This window comes from Kordiimonas sp. SCSIO 12603, from assembly GCF_024398035.1.
Lineage (GTDB): Bacteria > Pseudomonadota > Alphaproteobacteria > Sphingomonadales > Kordiimonadaceae > Kordiimonas.
Genome location: NZ_CP073748.1, coordinates 1,795,133 through 1,809,060, shown reverse-complemented (window position 1 = coordinate 1,809,060; position 13,928 = coordinate 1,795,133). Strand labels below are relative to the sequence as shown.

The 13,928-nt window shown below is 45.4% G+C and carries 16 protein-coding genes; 7 read left to right on the top strand and 9 right to left on the bottom strand.

Annotated features, from left to right (window positions below; genetic code table 11):
* Window positions 1-107: 107 nt before the first annotated feature.
* From KFE96_RS08230 to KFE96_RS18255, 3 genes are read left to right on the top strand one after another with little or no spacing between them, the layout of a single operon-like run.
* Entirely contained in the window at window positions 108-878 is a 771-nt protein-coding gene (locus KFE96_RS08230) for a VacJ family lipoprotein (RefSeq protein ID WP_255835508.1), read from the top strand.
* Complete coding sequence (locus KFE96_RS08225; protein ID WP_255835507.1) at window positions 844-1,170, top strand: hypothetical protein; 327 nt, start codon at window positions 844-846, stop codon at window positions 1,168-1,170. The genes KFE96_RS08230 and KFE96_RS08225 overlap by 35 nt, the downstream gene beginning before the upstream one ends.
* Window positions 1,171-1,200: 30 nt before the next feature.
* Window positions 1,201-1,323 carry a PEP-CTERM sorting domain-containing protein gene (locus tag KFE96_RS18255; protein WP_370650537.1) on the top strand — a complete coding sequence of 41 codons (123 nt, stop codon included), beginning with the start codon at window positions 1,201-1,203 and terminating at the stop codon, window positions 1,321-1,323.
* 80 nt (window positions 1,324-1,403) lie between these two features.
* Here the strand turns inward: KFE96_RS18255 and KFE96_RS08220 are convergent, their stop codons facing one another.
* Window positions 1,404-3,665 (bottom strand): xanthine dehydrogenase family protein molybdopterin-binding subunit, encoded by a 2,262-nt coding sequence (locus KFE96_RS08220; RefSeq protein WP_255835506.1) that lies wholly within the window; start codon window positions 3,663-3,665, stop codon window positions 1,404-1,406.
* 2 nt (window positions 3,666-3,667) lie between these two features.
* Window positions 3,668-4,117 carry a (2Fe-2S)-binding protein gene (locus KFE96_RS08215; RefSeq protein WP_255835505.1) on the bottom strand — a complete coding sequence of 150 codons (450 nt, stop codon included), beginning with the start codon at window positions 4,115-4,117 and terminating at the stop codon, window positions 3,668-3,670.
* A 224-nt stretch (window positions 4,118-4,341) separates the two neighbouring features.
* On the opposite strand from KFE96_RS08215, the gene KFE96_RS08210 reads away from it, so the two are divergent.
* Both KFE96_RS08210 and KFE96_RS08205 read left to right on the top strand, forming a co-directional pair.
* Entirely contained in the window at window positions 4,342-4,995 is a 654-nt protein-coding gene (locus KFE96_RS08210; RefSeq protein WP_255835504.1) for a hypothetical protein, read from the top strand.
* A gap of 211 nt (window positions 4,996-5,206) precedes the next feature.
* Window positions 5,207-5,887 carry a PEP-CTERM sorting domain-containing protein gene (locus tag KFE96_RS08205; protein WP_255835503.1) on the top strand — a complete coding sequence of 227 codons (681 nt, stop codon included), beginning with the start codon at window positions 5,207-5,209 and terminating at the stop codon, window positions 5,885-5,887.
* A 38-nt stretch (window positions 5,888-5,925) separates the two neighbouring features.
* Here KFE96_RS08205 and KFE96_RS08200 read toward each other — a convergent pair whose 3' ends face one another.
* From KFE96_RS08200 to KFE96_RS08190, 3 genes are all read right to left on the bottom strand, one after another.
* On the bottom strand, window positions 5,926-6,375 hold the full coding sequence (locus tag KFE96_RS08200; protein ID WP_255835502.1) for a hypothetical protein: 450 nt from the start codon (window positions 6,373-6,375) through the stop codon (window positions 5,926-5,928).
* Window positions 6,376-6,616: 241 nt separating this feature from the next.
* Entirely contained in the window at window positions 6,617-7,390 is a 774-nt protein-coding gene (yaaA, locus tag KFE96_RS08195; RefSeq protein WP_255835501.1) for a peroxide stress protein YaaA, read from the bottom strand.
* Window positions 7,391-7,404: 14 nt separating this feature from the next.
* Window positions 7,405-8,550, bottom strand: a complete 1,146-nt coding sequence (locus KFE96_RS08190) for an MFS transporter (protein WP_370650572.1) — start codon at window positions 8,548-8,550, stop codon at window positions 7,405-7,407.
* A 274-nt stretch (window positions 8,551-8,824) separates the two neighbouring features.
* Between KFE96_RS08190 and KFE96_RS08185 the strand changes: the two genes are divergently transcribed.
* Window positions 8,825-9,244 carry a DoxX family protein gene (locus KFE96_RS08185; RefSeq protein WP_255835499.1) on the top strand — a complete coding sequence of 140 codons (420 nt, stop codon included), beginning with the start codon at window positions 8,825-8,827 and terminating at the stop codon, window positions 9,242-9,244.
* A gap of 25 nt (window positions 9,245-9,269) precedes the next feature.
* Complete coding sequence (locus tag KFE96_RS08180; RefSeq protein ID WP_247020728.1) at window positions 9,270-10,553, top strand: cystathionine gamma-synthase family protein; 1,284 nt, start codon at window positions 9,270-9,272, stop codon at window positions 10,551-10,553.
* A gap of 63 nt (window positions 10,554-10,616) precedes the next feature.
* Here the strand turns inward: KFE96_RS08180 and KFE96_RS08175 are convergent, their stop codons facing one another.
* The 4 genes from KFE96_RS08175 to KFE96_RS08160 all read right to left on the bottom strand — a co-directional run bounded on the left by KFE96_RS08175 (window position 10,617) and on the right by KFE96_RS08160 (window position 13,760).
* Complete coding sequence (locus tag KFE96_RS08175) at window positions 10,617-11,084, bottom strand: hypothetical protein (RefSeq protein WP_255835498.1); 468 nt, start codon at window positions 11,082-11,084, stop codon at window positions 10,617-10,619.
* A gap of 92 nt (window positions 11,085-11,176) precedes the next feature.
* Window positions 11,177-12,754: a HAMP domain-containing sensor histidine kinase gene (locus KFE96_RS08170; RefSeq protein ID WP_255835497.1), complete on the bottom strand. Its 1,578-nt coding sequence runs from the start codon at window positions 12,752-12,754 to the stop codon at window positions 11,177-11,179.
* A gap of 114 nt (window positions 12,755-12,868) precedes the next feature.
* Window positions 12,869-13,288, bottom strand: coding sequence for a VOC family protein (locus KFE96_RS08165; protein WP_255835496.1), 420 nt, complete (start codon window positions 13,286-13,288; stop codon window positions 12,869-12,871).
* Between the two features lies 1 nt (window position 13,289).
* Window positions 13,290-13,760 (bottom strand): GAF domain-containing protein, encoded by a 471-nt coding sequence (locus tag KFE96_RS08160; RefSeq protein ID WP_255835495.1) that lies wholly within the window; start codon window positions 13,758-13,760, stop codon window positions 13,290-13,292.
* Window positions 13,761-13,928: the final 168 nt, after the last annotated feature.

Genomic DNA, 13,928 nt, shown 5'->3' with positions numbered 1-13,928 from the left:
AAAGGATGATAAAGAGACTTTAAAGTGCGTCACACCTTAGCCATATTGTACGGCTACTGCACCTGTTTTAAGTATCGATAAATATATGAAGAATGTATGAGGAAACTATGCCCACTATTTTTTCCCCTAAAAAGTTGGCTGCCGCTGCATTAATCGCTCTCACCAGCGCTTGTGCTTCCACCCAAGGAACGACTGATCCGAATGACCCATGGGAAGGCTATAACCGTGCGGCTTATGGTTTCAATAAGGCTGTTGATCAAAACATCTATCGCCCTGTTGCCTCCGTTTACCAGACAGTTATCCCAGAGCCACCACGTCAAGGTATAAGCAATATTATGCGCAACCTTCGCGAACCTTGGGTTTTGGTGAATGACATTCTTCAGTTTAAGTTTAAGCGTGCAGGCACAACACTGAGCCGTTTAGTTGTAAACACAACAATTGGTCTCGGCGGTATTTTCAAAATTTCTGAAAGTATGGGCATTCCATACCACTCAGAAGACCTTGGCCAAACGCTAGCAGCTTGGGGTGTTGGTGATGGCCCATATTTCATCATCCCATTTGTAGGTCCATCAAATGGTAGAGATGCAATCGGTTTCGGCACCTATGTTTTTGCAGATCCCGTTACAATCGGTATCGCAAAACTTAATGTGAAAGGCCTGAACCTGACACGTACTGGCGTAGATGCGCTTGATCAGCGCGCACGTGCTCATAACGTAATTAATTCCATTTATGAAGATGAAAATGGGTATGAACTAATGCGTTCGGCATATCGTCAGAATCGCCTGTTTGAAATCCATGATGGCAACCCTCCATCAGAGGACGATGATCTATTTGATGAACTTGATGATGATGAAACATCCGACGAAGACGGTAAATAAAGAATACATCAAGGGGCATCATGCCCCTTTTTTGGGCCCACCTGTGGTTTTGCCTAGCAATACATCAAATGCTTTTGTTTCACGCACCAGTGGGTATTTTAATGTGGCGGACGCAGGAACCTATTCTTTGCTTTTCCGTTCAGATGATTCCACCCGCTTTAACATTAACAATGGGCAACGCACACTAACGCAAACCAATTTTGGCATCACGTTCCATACTGTTGAACTTTCTGCGGGTCTTAATCATTTTACACTCGAGCACTTCGATCAAGGCGGTCCTGGACTACTGTAAATTGCTATCGCTGAGGGTAATACCCGCAATGTGAACAACTTTAGCGCACTCCGTGCAGCAGCCCCCGTACCAGAACCTACATCTGCTTTTTTACTACTAAGTGGTTTGGGTGGAATGGCATATATTCGCAGAAGAAAAGCAGCCACCAGCTAAGCTAATTTACATATCTTTTTCCAAACAAAAACGCCGCCCTTTCCAAGGCGGCGTTTTTCTATTTCCAGAAGCCAGCCAGCTTAAGCGCTTAACTGATCCTTGATTGGCAGCCTGCGAATACGCTTACCAGTGGCCGCAAAGATCGCATTAGTAATGGCTGGTGCCACTGGCGGCACCCCTGGCTCACCTACACCACCCGGAACTGCATCGCTTTCGATAATCGCTGTTTCTACTGGCGGGCATTCACTCATGCGGCACACAGGGTAACCATCAAAGTTTCCTTCAACGATAGCGCCATCTTTCGCTGTAATCTCACCGTGCATCGCAATAGACATACCGAAGAGGACAGCCCCTTCCATCTGCGCTTTCACACGGTCCGGATTCACTGCAACACCACAATCAACCGCCATCCAGGCATTTGTTACCTTTAGCTCACCGTCAGTCACCTCAACTTCAGCAGCACAAGCAACATAAGAAACGAAACTACGGTGCACACTAATGCCAATACCTTTACCTTCTGGCATATCTTTGCCGTAACCAGACATCTGCACCACTTTATCAAGCACAGCTTTCAAGCGGGCTGTATCAACAGGATGGCGCTCCAGGCTTTCACCATAGTTGCTGTATTGAGGATCACGTGGGGCGCCAGGTTGTTTCACCAGATCAACACTTGGGTTGATCTTGCGGTCAGAACCAATCAATTCCATCCACATATCAGCAGTGTTTTTGCCTTCGCCTTGTGCAATTTCATCTACCATTGAACCTACGGCGAATGCCTGCTGAATATTAGCTACTGATCGCATCCAGCCAATACGCACATGAGCTGGTGCTTTACCAGTATCCACCTGCATATTCGCTGTATCAAATGGCATATCAAGAAGACCAAGGCCAAGTTCGAAAGCACCTGGCTGGTCAGCTGCAGGGTTAAAGGTGGCACCAATAGATGGATACGCGGCTTTATGCTTCCAAGCGGTTACCTTGCCGTCTTTCACACCAACATTCACACGCTGTGCTGCAACGGTGTGATAATAGCCGTGGCGAACATCATCTTCACGGCTCCACACCATTTTAACCGGGCGTCCAACAGCTTTAGCAACAAGCGCTGCTTCAACGGCGAAATCAGGCTTAGATTTACGGCCAAACGCACCACCAAGCAGTGTTGCTTCCACATAAATTTCTTCAGGTTTTTTGCCAACGAATGCAGCAACTGTTTCCTGTACAGATGTTGGATCCTGACAGCAAACCCACATCTTCAGATCATCACCATTCCATTCAGCAGTCGCAGCTGGCGGCTCCATAGGGATATGGTGTTGGTGCGGTACATAATAATCGGCGCTATATGTTTTTGATGCTCCCTCAAGGGCTGCATCCACATCACCGCGTTTCATATGTGTTACGCTATCACCATCAATGGATTTCCAAAGTTGTTTTTCATATTCAGCGGAATCATAAGAAGCGTTTGCCCCGCCTTCAAACTGTGCATTCAGTGCCTCGCGCCCCTTCATCGCAGCCCATGTATTTGAAGCCACAACAGCAACACCGCCAACCGGTTTAAAGAGTGCAGGCATTTCAAGTGCCGGAAGCTCAACCACATCCAGTACACCGTCCACAGCCATAGCCGCCGCTTTATCGTATGACGTTACCTTACCCCCTACAACTGGCGGGCGCGCTGCAACGGCAAACACCATATTTGGGCGAATGGTATCCTGACCGAACTGGGTATCCCCGGTTACAATCTGCTTCATGTAAATGTTACGCTGAGGTTTACCAATGAACGTACGATCTACCTTTTTCTTTAGCTTTACATCTTTTGGCACTTCAAGTTTTGAAGCAGCGACAACAAACTTTGAAAAATCTTCAGATTTACCTGTGGTCTTGTTTATCACTCTGTGGTTTTTAGCTTCCACATCAGAAACTGAAACACCCCATTCATTGGCGGCGGCCTGCTCAATCATCATTCGTGCAGCGGCACCTGCCTGACGAAAGGCGTCATAAAACTTCCGGATTGATGTAGAACCATCAGTGTTCTGGTCACCAAAACGAGCCTTATCACCAAAAGCAGCTTCAATATGAAGACGACCCCAATCAGCCTCAAGCTCATCGGCTACTACTTGTGGCAAACCTGTACGGCTACCTTGCCCCATTTCTACGCGGTGTACGAAAACATGGGCCGTACCATCAGGTTTGATTGCCAGATATCCGGAAGAAACCAATTCTTCCTCACTACGGGCAGCTGCCATAACATGGTTAGACAACATCGGTGCAGCGAGAATCAAACCGGAAGTAACACCAGCTGTTTTCAAAAAGCCGCGGCGCGATACATTTTCAAGATGCCTGCTCATGCTTATGCCTCCGCTACTTGACGAATTGCTTTTTTGATACGCTCATAGGTACCACAGCGACAGATGTTACCTTCCATCGCATCAACAATTTCTTCATCGCTTGGATTCGGGTTTTCGTTCAGAAGAGACGCGGCCTGCATTAACTGGCCAGCCTGACAATACCCACATTGCGGCACATCATTTTCCGCCCATGCTTTTTGAAGTTCCGTTAGCTTATCTCCGTTAGCCAACCCTTCAATCGTCGTAATGTTTGAACCTTCGACATCTTCCATTAGCGTTTGGCAGGAACGTACAGCAGCTCCATCAACATGCACAGTACAAGCACCACACAGCCCTTCACCACACCCAAACTTGGTTCCAGTCATGCCAGCAATGTCTCGTAAATACCAAAGAAGCGGCATTTCCGCATCACCATCATATGACACGGTCTTACCATTGACTTTAAAGTCCATGGAGATTTCCCCTCTGAATTGTCTTCCTAAGAGCCGTTACTATATATCAAAAGCACCGTATGTCTAAACAACTTATGTTTATCACGGAGGAACAGTGAAGCATTAAAAACGCTTTTTTCTCGCAAATTTAGTATATTTACATTATTGTTAACAATCTACGCGTACATTGTTCTTGGTGTAATCCAAAGAACGTAAAATTTGTGTGATAAAAAGGCACATTAAACATGAATAACTTGCTGAAGAAGATAGGGGTTATCTGCGGCATTGCTATGTGCAGTACAGCAGCTCAAGCAACATATGGGTATATTGATGTTGAATCCGACCCGGGTACATATAACCCAGTTACATTAGGTGATGATGTTAATGTTTCAGCATGTGGTTCATCAGTAAATGATGTGACCTATGGCGGCAGTTACGGCCTTTGTACACTTTCTTATCTTGGTGAATTCTCACTTACCTGGCAGTTGTCATTGAATAATACTGTGGTTTCGACCACCACCTATTCTGGTTCAAATGCTGTTAATGGTTTGAATCATACTATTGCTACAGGGGCAGGCACAGCCATCACGGTTGCCGGCACATATACTTTAGGCCTGATTATTGACATCCCCGATAGTTATGACTGGATTTTGCTGCCAAATAACTATTGGTACCGTGCAGGTAGCGATTCTGGGATTATCATCAATGGCGTTACATACGGAAACTACAGTGGGTATTCCAGTGGCTCTCCAAATATCAACGGCTTGCGTAATACTGGTGTTGCCTTTTCTGAGCTGACGATAAACCCAGCTACAATTCCTGAACCAAGCGCAGCCTTACTCCTATTGCCAGCTTTCGCAGCCATTGCAGCGCGGCGTAGAAGAAAGAGCAGCAAGTAACCCCTTCAAGCCTTAGAAATATTTCAAAGCCCCATCTGTTTATGGGGCTTTTTGCTTGCATTATATCATGCCGCTTTCTAACAACCTCTCAAAAACTCACAAAGCTTTGATAAAGTCATTATTGCTATAATCACTACTTTTAGTTACATATGAACAGAATCGTATTGAATTATGCGCGTTGTAGGGGTCGTTCCTTTTTTAGGAATATAGTATGTATAAGTTTGTTAAGCGACTTGCGGCAGCAGTATCAGTTGCACTTTTAGGTTTGAATGGTGCAAATGCTACCTTCAACATTGGTATCGACGTATTTTCCGATCCAGGAACATACGGTCCTGTAGCTTTAGGCGAGACATTTAATCTTAGCGCATGTGGGTCTGATGTTCGGCAGTCAGTACGTGGCGGCTCAACACCTGCTTCTAATAGAATATATGGTCTTTGTACACTTGACGACCTGACAGATTTTACAATTACGTGGAATCTTACCATCAATAACGTTACGCAAATCATTGCTTCAGGATCTGGTTCTAATGCAGCAAATGTTCTGAATGTGGCTGTAAATACGGGTATTGGGTCACTTTTCACAGCACCTGGCACTTATCAGCTAGGCTTGATTGTTGATATTCCAAGTACAGCAGCAAGCTTTGTTCTTCCAGATACAAACATCGGTTTTTCACAGTGTGATGCTGGTATTCGGATTGACGGTATTACATATGGTACAAACCCCACATGTAGCCTTAGCTTCTCCCCGAACATTAACGGCCACAGAAATACGGGCTTTGCCTCTACATTTCTAACGATCAATCCGGCCACAATTCCTGAGCCAAGTGCAGCACTATTACTGCTACCGGTGATGGGAATGGTTATAGCCCGCCGTAGACGCAAAAGCGCTTAGAGTTAATGAATGAAAAAGCCCGTGAACCGGGCTTTTTTTTATGTTTTGAATTCAATCTCGGTAATCTTTGCTCTTACATTGCCCAATTGCCATGTATGTGGCACTTGTCTAACAATATAGTACCGTATAGCAGACATTTGCCAAACTTCATTTGGCTCAAGAGGCTGTACAGGTTCACCAGACTCCCTTCCCTGGTGTACAGGATGTAGCTTCTTTTCAAACACCACATTGTTATTTTTATCAAGAAACTCAACGGTTACCTGAATATGCTCAATGGTAGATACCCCATTATTGCGCACCTTAAACCACACAATCGGCATTCCTGTGGTCTCTCCCACATTGCCTCTACCAGCATACAATTCTTCAATGGCGAGAAACTGAATATATTCCTCTTCACTGTACGGTGCAGGATTATCTCGCTGCATTGCATATACGACACCACTTAACACAACTAGAATTGTTCCCGTTATCATCAGGATACGCTTCATCACGACCCTCCCCAGCCAATCAAGTGAAAGTTTACGACTAATGTAATGTTATTATATAAATTTGGTTTACACCAGCACTAAACCCGCTTTAATTGTATTAAAAATAGTTAAAGCAGCATCACACATAAAGTACATGCGATCACAGGATCTCTTAGTATCTAGAACTGACACGAAGTAAATAATTCAATATGATTTCAATGCGCGCCCCTCGTTACCGAGGAGCTCGTGTTTTTTTAAAGCTCTATGGCTGTAGGCGCTGGAATACCCATTTTTTACCGTCAGACAAATCAGGCTGGAATGTATACCCGCCTTCATTGAAAGCTTTTAGTGCTTCAGGGTTATCAATGCGGTTATCAATTACATAGCGAGCCATCATACCCCGGGCCTTTTTGGCAAGGAAAGATACCACACGTGCTTTACCATCTTTTACATCCTGAAACACGGGCGTAATGATCTCGGCCTTTAGAGCCTTTTGATCTACAGCCTTAAAATATTCATTAGATGCCAGATTGATCAGCACTTGGTGCTCTAAGCCTGCCATATCCTTATTCAGTGCCTTTGAAATCAAATCGCCCCAGAAAGCATATAGATTAGCGCCGCGCTCACTGGCAAACTTGGTGCCCATCTCAAGCCTGTAGGCCTGCATCAAATCAAGCGGCTTCAATAGCCCGTAAAGGCCAGACAGAATACGAATACGGCTATTTGCGTACTCACGGTCTTCGTCGTTCAATGTTGCAGCATCAAGGCCAACATAAACATCACCCTGAAATGCATCGATGGCTGGGCGAGCATTAGTTGGTGTAAAGGGCGTTTTAAAAGCCTTAAACCGCTGCACATTCAGCTCCGCGAGATTATCCGAAATTCCCATCATCGCCTTGAGGTCTTCAGCCTTCAGCGTTTTAGCTACCTTCACCAGCTTCTTGGCCTGCGTAAGCATTGCAGGTGTATCTGCATCCGTACGGAGGTTTTCGCTTTCAAAATCAAGTTTCTTTGCAGGTGAAAGAACAATAAGCATGATGAATTTCCACTTTAATTAACTAATGACGCTGCCTTACGAGGCTCTGACCACAAAGCCCACCAGAGCGTTACCAGTGCGGCTATTACCAGCATCACAAACGCGGCCTGATTAACGAGGCTCCAATCATATGTATCCAAGATAATGCCCGCAGCGAAGGATGCAACCGCAGACATGCCGAACACGAGAAATTCATTAAGCCCTTGCACTCTTCCTTTCTCGGCATCTGAATGCACTTGAGTGAGTAAACTACTACCGCCGATAAAACAGAAGTTCCATCCAAGCCCAAGTGCGATAAGTGCAACAGAGAACTGCCAAATTTGAATACCAGAAAGCGCCGTTATAAACGCGATCGCAAACATCACATGCCCCAATAACAAAATTGGAACCAGTCCGAAGCGACTGATTAAGTGCCCCGTAAAGAGACTTGGCAGAAACATGGCAATAACATGCCCTTGAATAACTCTGGCGCTCACATTTGTGCCAAACCCACAAGCCTCAATAGCAAGTGGGGTTGCTGTCATCACAAAACTCATCATCGCGAAGCCTAGTGCGCCGTTTATAACGGCCACAATAAATTTGGGTGTTCTGACAATTTTTGATAGCGGCCGAGCTTCCCCTTTATCTTCAGCGTCCTGAACAGTTAACGGTTTATCCAGAGGCTTGAGAAAAGCAATAGGCACAAAAACCAGTGTTGTCATCATCACAACAAAAACAAACGCGCCCATAAAACTGTACGGTGCAAAACTATCATTTAGATAAAGTGTTGCTGACGGAGCAAGTACCGCAGCAATAAGTCCGCCAACAAGCACCAGAGAAAGCGCACGTGGTGCATGGGTCGCAGGAACACTCTCAGCAGCAGCAAAACGGTAATACTGCGCACTTGACTGAAATGGTCCCAACAGTGCCATCGCTGCACAGAGCATATAAAAATCACCAAAATACAGAGACGCTGAAGCAACAAGGCCCGCGAGTAAACCAAACCCAGCACCAAGCCGAAAACCAAACCGCCTAGAATACCGCTGCATGAGCATTGACATAGGCCCGGTTGAAAGTGCTGTAGCTGCAATTACCAGCGATGTTGGGAGCGTGGCAAACTTTGGGTCAGCAGCCAATAATTTCCCGGCAAGACCAGAGAAGGTTACCGCTGTCATGGACACGGCTAGAAAACAAGCTTGGGCAAACAAAAGTAAAAAAACATTTCTATTCTGAAGCACGCGTAAAACTCTCTGAATTATTGAATATTCAATGGCTAAACATTAGTGGCTGATTGCGCAAACAAATTCGCCCAAAGCCCTATAACACTTTCCATTAAGTGCTGAAAACCCGCACAAATTAAGGGATTCCATTAATTAGCCCACAAGTGCAGATTTCAGTTGCAAAGGAAACTTTTTTCACCGACAAAGATTTCTAAACGTCAGGGAAATAACGCTTATGAACAGGTCCACTTTCTTTTCAGTATTAGGCTGGGTTGCTGCCATCATTCTTATTATCTTTTTCGGATTTGTTGGTAGTATCAAATTCGTTGGCTGGCATGTGGAAATGACACAGAACTTCCTTGGCTATTTCGAGCGTTTTGGCCTGAACCGTGAACTTATGGCAATAGTCGGCGCTATTGAAACCTTCAGTGCGGTTACCTTGGTGTTGTACCGCAGACACTGGATTGCTTCATATGGTGCCTTGGGCATTATGATCACATCTATCGGCGCCATTGGTTTTCATTTGATATACGACAGTGTTGCAGAAGCAATTCCCGCGATCGCGACATATGCACTTTCCACCTACGTATTCAGCCAAAACCTTGATATTCTAAAAGCAAAGTTTGCACCTAAAGAAACAACCGAAGAACAATAATAAAATCCAACAGAGGGATATCCCAATGACAAAAGATTACCGTAAAAAATCAATCGGTAACCACCGCCTGAGCCCCGAAACACAAATGATGGGTTATGGCTATGACCCAAAACTCTCGGAAGGCTCTCTTAAGCCACCGGTATTTATGACATCCACGTTCGTGTTTGATAAAGCACAAGATGGTAAAGAGTTCTTTGAACTTGCATACGGCAAACGTGAAGCAGAACAAGGTGAAGAGCCAGGCCTGATTTATTCCCGTATCAACAACCCAAATCTGGAAGTTCTCGAGGACCGTTTGGCACTGTGGGAAAACGCTGACAAAGGCCTTACTTTCTCAAGCGGCATGGCGGCGATTTCTACTTGTCTTTGGGCGCACCTTCGCCCTGGTGATGTGATCGTATATTCTGCGCCAATCTATGGCGGTACAGAATATCTTATCCGTAATATTCTACCGGAATACGGCATCAAAGCTGTTGAATTTGAATCTGGCGGCACAGAGCCAACACTTGAACCAGCTATCGAAGAAGCGAAAAAGCTTGGTCGTGTTGCAGTAATTTATACGGAAACCCCAGCCAACCCAACGAATGGCCTTGTTGATCTGAATGCCTGCCGTGACGCTGCCGATAAACTTGGTGAAGAAACAGGCACACGCCCTGTTATTATGACAGATAACACCTTCCTTGGCCCAGTATGGCAGCACCCGCTTGAGCATGGTGCGGATATTGTTATCTACTCACTTACAAAATATGTGGCTGGCCACTCTGATGTTGTAGCTGGTGCGGCTGTGGGTAGCGCTGAACGTATGGGCCCTGTCGCAGGCTTCCGTACAATCCTCGGCACAATGTGTGATCCACATACTGGCTGGCTGATTATGCGCTCTCTTGAAACGCTTAAACTACGTATGTCAGCTGCCTCTGAAAATGCGAAAAAGATTGCTGAATTCCTTCGAGATCATCCTAAGGTAGGTAAAGTTCATTACCTTGGTTTCCTTGAAGAAAACCACCCATGTTACCGTATTTTCAAAGAGCAATGTGGTGGCCACGCAGGTGCAACATTTGCCTTTGATGTAAACGGTGATGAAGCAGCAGCATTCCGTGTGCTTGATGCACTCCAGGTTATCAAACTTGCGGTAAGTCTAGGCGGTACAGAAAGCCTTATGGAACACCCATTCGCCATGACACACTCTGATGTACCTGATGACGTAAAAGAACGCCTCGGCATCACAGAGTCCATGCTCCGCATTTCAGTTGGTGTTGAAAACGCTGATGATCTGATCGCAGATCTATCTCAAGCGCTAGACGCAATGTAATTAAAAAAGGGAAGCAAGCCCACCGCTTGCTTCCCTTTTCTACCCTCGCCCGTTTTCCTCGGGCTACTTCATAATTTCTTTCTTAAACTCGGCGCAATCACCATCATGGTGCATATCGATGCCGTACAAGAATTTCCAACCATCCTTCGATTTCGCCAGTGTGAACTGGTTAATACCGCATCCAACAAACTTACCTTTATAAGTAAGCTCAAACGGCGCCCAAACAGTCGCCAGTTCTGGTGATGCAGAAAGTGTTTTCACACCAAACACCTGTTCATCAGCATCGCCATCTTCCTGCGCATCAACCCAACTGATCCAGCGTTCAAAAGTGCCTTGCTGTAACGTGCCATCTGGCTTCAAACGGTCAAGCCGTGCGTCTGCCACCACCATTTCGCGGATAGCACCGCCATTACCGGCGCGCATCGCATCAAAAAGTTTGATAACCATATCTTCAGGGCTTACGTCACTTGCCCCTGTAGCAGTTGATGAAAGAGCCATAAGTGCCCCAACCATTACATGTTTCTTAATCACCGTATTTCCCCTCAGTTCCACATTCACCGATATAGAAAGAACGAGCGAAACAAAAGCGATATTATTCCTTGCTAAACGAAGGTTAAAACGGCTTAAGCCTCTTCGATAATACGTTCATTTGGAAGATAAATGGTAAAGCTAGAGCCGATATCCATGGTGCTTTCAAGCTCAACCCGGCCATCATGCATATCAACAAAAACCTTCACCAAAGCAAGACCAAGGCCTGTGCCTTCATGGTTTTTACTAAGCGCTGATGCCGCTCTTACAAATGGTGAGAAAACCAATTCCTGATCTTCTTTCGGAATACCAATACCGCTGTCTTTAACGTTAATTGCTAACTCACCACTATCTGTAACCCAAGAGGCGATTTGCACATTATTACCACCTGCCGGAGTAAACTTCACTGCATTAGACAGAAGATTAAGAACAGACTGCTTAAGACGTAAACGGTCCCCGTTAACTTTAGGCAGGTCTTCATTTGGTGGTAACTTCAGGTCGATCTGGAAACCTTTTTGCAGCGCCTGTCCACCAATAAGCGCAAGGCTTTCATGGAACATTTTCACCACATCAACAGTTTCTTCTTCCATGTTGAACTGACCAGCTTCAATTTTAGCCAAATCAAGCACCTCACCCAGAATATCGGAGAGATGTTCACTGGAGTTTCGAATGTCCTGAAGATACTCGCGGTATTTTTCATGGCCAATTGGCCCGAACATCTGATCAGCCATAATGCTTGAGAAACCAATAATCGCATTAAGCGGTGTACGGAGTTCGTGGCTCACGTTTGCAAGGAACACACTTTTTGCACGGTTCGCAGCTTCGGCCTGCTCTTTAGTAACCAAAAGCTCCATGGTGGTTTTCTTGGTACGCTCAACTTCCTGCTCAAGTTCCCAGGACCGCTTCCGTAGTGTTTCCTCAGAAGATGAAAGCGCTTTGTTTGTTGATCTAAGGTTATCAATAAGCACCTGCACCGCATCAAAAGACAGGTTAATCTGGCTCGCAAGAAGGCCAAGCTCATCTTTGCGATGTTTTTTATGAACCGCAATTCTTTGCTCTCTCGGCTGTTCAGGATTAATCGCAGAAATCTTTTCCACAATCTGAACAAGGGATTTTGTAAGCCCTTGGTGGAACGCAAAATAAAGGAGAAGTACGAGCAAAAGGTTGCGTACTAGCCCTGACATAAAGGTTGTTACAGCACGCGAGAAGAAAGGCTGCAAACCCACAGCTCGGTCAACTACAACGCGCAAGCTGCCTGGCTGATCCGCCATGGTATCTGGTAGTTCAAGTTCACGTTCGTAGGTGGAAATATCTGTGATTAACTGCCTGGCGACCCGTACACTATTTGTGCCGAAACCCGAGGTATCCTGCTGGTCTGCAGAAAGTACGGCTCCGTGATCATCGAGGATAGCCGCTTCCGCGATATAATCATATTCCATCAGACCAGAGACAACCTCTGTCGCCAAATCAGAATCAAGAATAAGTACAGCCCGTGTCGCAGCTTTTTGCGCCACCGCCAAACTTTTGTTCACCTTCTGATCAAGAAGATCACCTTCTTCAAGATAATCAAGATACACCTGACCGGCGGATAAGATTAAACCTACAACAAATGCAATAATTACTGCTGTACGCGCTAGCTTAAACGATAATCTGTCTGACCAATGCAGTTTCAAGAAAAAATCCCCTGCGATTCCACTCTTAACATTATACCTTGGTGAACAACCCTAAATATTCGGTTTACAGAAACCGATAATCTCGCCTATTGACAAAAAAAACGGTATTTTTTTTTACCACTTGCCAATATTTTTCATCGAAGCCCACGGTTCCTGCGGTTCTAGGCGTCCACCTTTTTGTAATAGCTCGATAGAAATATTATCCGGACTCCTGATAAAGGCCATATATCCATCGCGCGGAGGGCGATTAATAACCACGCCTTTATCCATCAAACGCTGACAGGTTTCGTAAATATCATCCACCGCGTAAGCTAGATGGCCAAAGTTACGGCCCTCATCATATTCTTCCGGGTCCCAGTTATAAGTAAGCTCTACCTGAGCATCCTCGTTGTCTTCAGCCGCGAGGAAAACAAGCGTGAAACGCCCTGCTTCCACTTCTTTCCGGCCTACTTCCTTAAGCCCAAGCTTGTTACAGTAGAAATCCATAGATTCTTCAAGGTTCGTTACCCGAACCATTGTATGGAGATATTTCATCTTATTTTCCTGAGAAAACTTTACCAAGAATGCGCTCAAGCCATTCTTTATCTGTTTCATCAAATGCTGCGTGCTGTTCTGAATCCACATCAAACACAGCGATCAGCTCACCAGCTGTGTTTGTCACTGGCACAACAATTTCACTGTTGGAGCGGCTATCACAGGCAATATGGTTTGCTAATGCATGCACATCTTCAACCACCTGAGTTTCGCCGGTTTCAGCAGCTGTACCACATACACCGCGACCAAATGGAATGCGCAAACACCCAAGTGTACCTTGATAAGGTCCAACCACCAGCATGCGTTCCTGCACCGGATCAACCACATAAAAGCCAGTCCAGAAATAAGTTTCCGGGAATGCGAGCGATAACAGACAAGAAACAGTTGCCATTTGCGCTGTTACATTCTCTTCGCCTTCAAGAACCGCCAAAATCTGGCTTTCTGTGGTTTGATATATGTCCTGCTTACTCATCACACATCCATAGTCTTTAATTTATACAAGGCCAACACCCCTAAAGGTTTAACACCTTCACTTATACGATTGGATATTTGCCTACCATATTTAGAAAGTAGTTGCAGAGATTTTATTGCGAATATGTGAACAAAACCAAGATTTATACTGTTCGGCATAAAAAAGCCC